This is a genomic window from Micromonospora sp. URMC 107, from assembly GCF_051386315.1.
GTDB lineage: Bacteria > Actinomycetota > Actinomycetes > Mycobacteriales > Micromonosporaceae > Micromonospora.
Genome location: NZ_JBPQTK010000237.1, coordinates 1 through 4038, shown reverse-complemented (window position 1 = coordinate 4038; position 4038 = coordinate 1). Strand labels below are relative to the sequence as shown.

The window sequence follows — 4038 nt, the reverse complement described above, 5'->3', positions numbered from 1 at the left end:
GGGTGGGTTCGTCAGGGGGTGGCGGCGTCGACGGCCGCCAGGAGGTCCGCGACGTCGTAGTCCCCGTCGTGGCGGGCGCCGTTGACGAACAGGGTCGGGGTGGCCTGCACGCCGCTGCGGATGCCGCCCACGAAGTCCCGCCGCACCCGGTCGCCGTGCGCCTGCCGCCCCACCTCCGCGGCGACCTCGTCGGCCGGCAGCCCGAGCTGCTCCATGCCGAGCGACAGGTGCACCGGGTCGAGCTGGTCCTGGTGCTCGTAGAGCCAGTCGTGCATCGCCCAGAACTGTCCGCGCCGGCCGGCCGCCTCGGTCGACTCGGCGGCCTGCTCCGCGTACGGGTGCATGTTGGTGATCGGGAAGTGCCGATACACCAGCCGCACCGTGTCGGCCCGCTGCCGCAGCAGCTCCCGCAGGTTCGCGTACGCGGCCCCGCAGAACCGGCACTGGAAGTCGGCGTACTCGACGATCGTCACCGGCGCGTCCACCGGCCCGCGGACGTGGTCGTGCCCGGTCACCGGGGTCCGCAGGCGGGCGGTGACCTGCAGTGGGGTGGTCATCGGGCGGTCACCTCAGTCATGCGTCCCAGCCTTCTCCGCGCCGGGGTGAGGGTGGCTCACCCCGCCCGGGTGGTTCCGCGCCGCGGCCGGCAGACGGGTGCCGTGCCGGCCGCCGGCGCGGCGGGCGGTTTCACCATCGGCTCAGCCCAGCACCGGGGCGACCGCGATGTGGTTCTGCACCTCGCGGATGCCCGGCGCGCACCAGACGGTCCGCTCCACCTCGGCCCGCTCCGGCATCGAGTGGACCAGCCCGCCGAGCACCACCGTGTCGCCGTGCACCCGGACGGTGATCCGCTCCGCCGCGGTGGCCCGGTTGCGCGCCAGCGCGTCGACGATCCGGTCGGCCAGGGCGTGCCCGTCCGGCCGGACGTCGGGGCGGACGGTGATGCCGTTGCTGACGCCGCGTACGCCGGTGAGCCGGGCCACGGCGCGTTCGGCGGCGCGGCGCTGGTACTCCCAGTCCACCTCGCCGTGCAGCGTGACCCAGCCGTGCGAGACGGTCACGTCGAGCTGCTCCGGGGGGACGAACGCGTCCCACTCCAGCGCGTGCCCGGCCGCGCCGGCGATGTCCGGGTCGGCGCGCTCGGCGCCGGTGCCGAGCCGTACCGCCAAGTCGTTGGCGACCGCCCGGACGCGGGCCACCCGGTGCGTCGCCCGCTCGGCGGCCCACTTCTTGGCGTAGCTGTCCACCCGGCCGGTCAGGGTGACCACGCCCTCGGCGACGGTCACGCCGATCTCGTGCGGCCGCACCCGGGGTTCCCAGGCCAGCTCGTCGAGGACGGCCGACTGGATCTCCTGGTCGCTGCGGCTGATCGTCTCGATGGCCATCTGTCACTCCTCACGGGATAGCTGCCGGTGCGTACGGATCCGCCGGGACCGATCCTGGCGCGGACCGGGGTGAGCGCCCCTCACCCGTCCCGGGTGGCTTCTGGGAGCGCTTCCATGATCCCGGTCGGATCGGCTAGGGTGAGGCCGTTCCTCGGGTGCGGGAGCCGTCGCGCCGATGACCGGAGCCAGGGCAGCTCCGGCGCGATTCCGCACGTCCCCGTTGCCGGGCGTGGCCGTCACCACGTCCGCTCCCGGCGTCTCACCCGGAAGGAACCGCAGATGCGGAGAAGTTACGTCGGCGCGGTCGTGTCCGCGCTGGTCGTCGCCGCCGCCGTCGTGGCGGCACCGTTCACCGCGGCCGGCGCGCCCACCGCCGCCGCAGCCGCCGCCGAGCCGTACACCTGGAAGAACGTGCGGATCGACGGCGGCGGCTTCGTCCCCGGCATCGTCTTCAACCCCACCGAGAAGAACCTGGTCTACGCCCGCACGGACATCGGCGGCATGTACCGGTGGGAGCAGGCCACCCAGTCCTGGACGCCGCTGCTGGACTGGGTCGGCGCCGACAAGTGGGGCTGGAACGGCGTGGTCAGCGTCGCCACGGACCCGGTGCAGACCAACCGGGTGTACGCGGCCGTCGGGATGTACACCAACGACTGGGACCCGAACAACGGCGCCATCCTCCGCTCGACCGACAAGGGCGCCACCTGGCAGGTCACCGAGCTGCCGTTCAAGAACGGCGGGAACATGCCCGGCCGGGGCATGGGCGAGCGGCTCGCCGTCGACCCCAACAAGAACAGCATCCTGTACTACGGCGCCGAGGGCGGCAACGGCCTGTGGCGCAGCACCGACTTCGGGGCGACCTGGGCCAAGGTGGCCAACTTCCCCAACGTCGGCAACTACCGGGCCGACCCGAGTGACCCGAACGGCTACAACGGCCAGAACCAGGGCCTGACCTGGGTCAGCTTCGACAAGAGCACGGGTACGGCCGGCAACGCCACGCAGACCGTCTACGTCGGCGTGGCCGACAAGGAGAACCCGGTCTACCGCAGCACGAACGGCGGGGCCAGCTGGGAGCGGATCGCCGGGCAGCCGACCGGCTACCTGGCGCACAAGGGCGTCGTCGACCCGGTGGGCGGCTTCCTCTACATCGCCACCAGCGACACCGGCGGCCCGTACGACGGCGGCAAGGGCGACGTCTGGAAGTTCCACCGCGCCACCGGCGCGTGGACGCGGATCAGCCCGATCCCGTCCACCAGCACCGACGCGTACTTCGGCTACAGCGGCCTCACCATCGACCGGCAGAAGCCGAACACCCTGATGGTGGCCACCCAGATCTCGTGGTGGCCGGACGCGATCTTCTGGCGCAGCACCGACGGGGGCGCCACCTGGACCCGGATCTGGGAGTTCAGCAGCTACCCGAACAAGACCAGGCGCTACACCATGGACGTCAGCTCGGTGCCGTGGCTCACCTTCGGCAGCAACCCCGCCCCGCCCGAGGAGACCCCGAAGCTCGGCTGGATGAACGAGTCGGTCGAGATCGACCCCCACGACAGCAACCGCTTCATGTACGGCACCGGCGCCACCATCTACGGCAGCACCGACCTCACCAAGTGGGACACCGGGGGCCAGTTCACCATCAGGCCGATGGTGAAGGGCCTGGAGGAGACCGCCGTGCTCGACCTGGTCAGCCCGCCCTCCGGGGCGCCCCTGGTCAGCGCGCTCGGCGACATCGGCGGCTTCCGGCACACCGACCTGGACGCCGTGCCGCCGATGATGTTCACCCGACCGAACTTCACCAGCACGACCAGCCTGGACTACGCCGAGACGAAGCCGAGCGTGATGGTGCGGGCCGGCAACTTCGCCGACGCGGACCGCCCCGACGACAGCCACGTCGCGTTCTCCACCGACGGCGGGGCGAACTGGTTCCAGGGCACCGAGCCATCCGGCGTCAACAGCGGCGGCACGGTCGCCGCGTCGGCCGACGGCAGCCGCTTCGTCTGGGCGCCGGGCGACGCCGGCCAGCAGGTGGTGCACTCCGTCGGGTTCGGCACCTCGTGGGCCGCGTCGACGGGCATCCCCGCCAACGCGGCGATCGAGTCCGACCGCGTCAACCCGAACAAGTTCTACGGCTTCAGCGGCGGCAAGCTCTACGTCAGCACCAACGGCGGGGCGAGCTTCACGGCCTCGGCCGCCACCGGCCTGCCCGCCACGGGCAACGTCAAGTTCAAGGCGCTGCCCGGCAGGGAGGGCGAGCTGTGGCTGGCCGGCGAGGGCGGGCTGTGGCGCTCGACCGACTCCGGGGCCACCTTCACCCGGCTGGGCGCGGTGAGCACGGCCGGCAACGTCGGCTTCGGCAAGGCCGCGCCCGGCCGGACGTACCCGGCGCTGTACCTGTTCGGCACCGTCGACGGTCGGCCCGGCGTGCACCGCTCGGACGACACCGGCGCGACCTGGCTGCGGATCAACGACGACCAGCACCAGTACGGCAACGCGGGCGAGGCCCTGACCGGCGACCCCCGGGTCTACGGCCGGGTCTACCTCGGCACCAACGGCCGCGGCATCCTGGTGGCGGACCGGCTCGGCGGCACGCCCGACCCGACACCGACCACCTCCACCCCGCCCCCGACGACGCCGCCGCCGACCACCCCGCCGC

General features: G+C 72.8%; 3 protein-coding genes. 1 reads left to right on the top strand and 2 read right to left on the bottom strand.

Features of this window, described 5'->3' with window-relative positions; genetic code table 11:
* Positions 1 to 11: 11 nt before the first annotated feature.
* Positions 12 to 557 carry a DsbA family protein gene (locus ACSNN9_RS28020; RefSeq protein WP_436676315.1) on the bottom strand — a complete coding sequence of 182 codons (546 nt, stop codon included), beginning with the start codon at positions 555 to 557 and terminating at the stop codon, positions 12 to 14.
* A gap of 141 nt (positions 558 to 698) precedes the next feature.
* Entirely contained in the window at positions 699 to 1385 is a 687-nt protein-coding gene (locus ACSNN9_RS28015) for a BON domain-containing protein (RefSeq protein WP_436676313.1), read from the bottom strand.
* 279 nt (positions 1386 to 1664) lie between these two features.
* On the opposite strand from ACSNN9_RS28015, the gene ACSNN9_RS28010 reads away from it, so the two are divergent.
* The coding region (locus ACSNN9_RS28010) for a xyloglucanase (protein ID WP_436676311.1) at positions 1665 to 4038 on the top strand (2374 nt) is incomplete at its 3' end.

What these genes read in the sequence shown, in the direction of transcription:
- ACSNN9_RS28020 (WP_436676315.1), bottom strand. Translation starts at nt 557, where the DNA reads ATGACCACCCCACTGCAGGTCACCGCCCGCCTGCGGACCCCGGTGACC.
- ACSNN9_RS28015 (WP_436676313.1), bottom strand. Translation starts at nt 1,385, where the DNA reads ATGGCCATCGAGACGATCAGCCGCAGCGACCAGGAGATCCAGTCGGCC.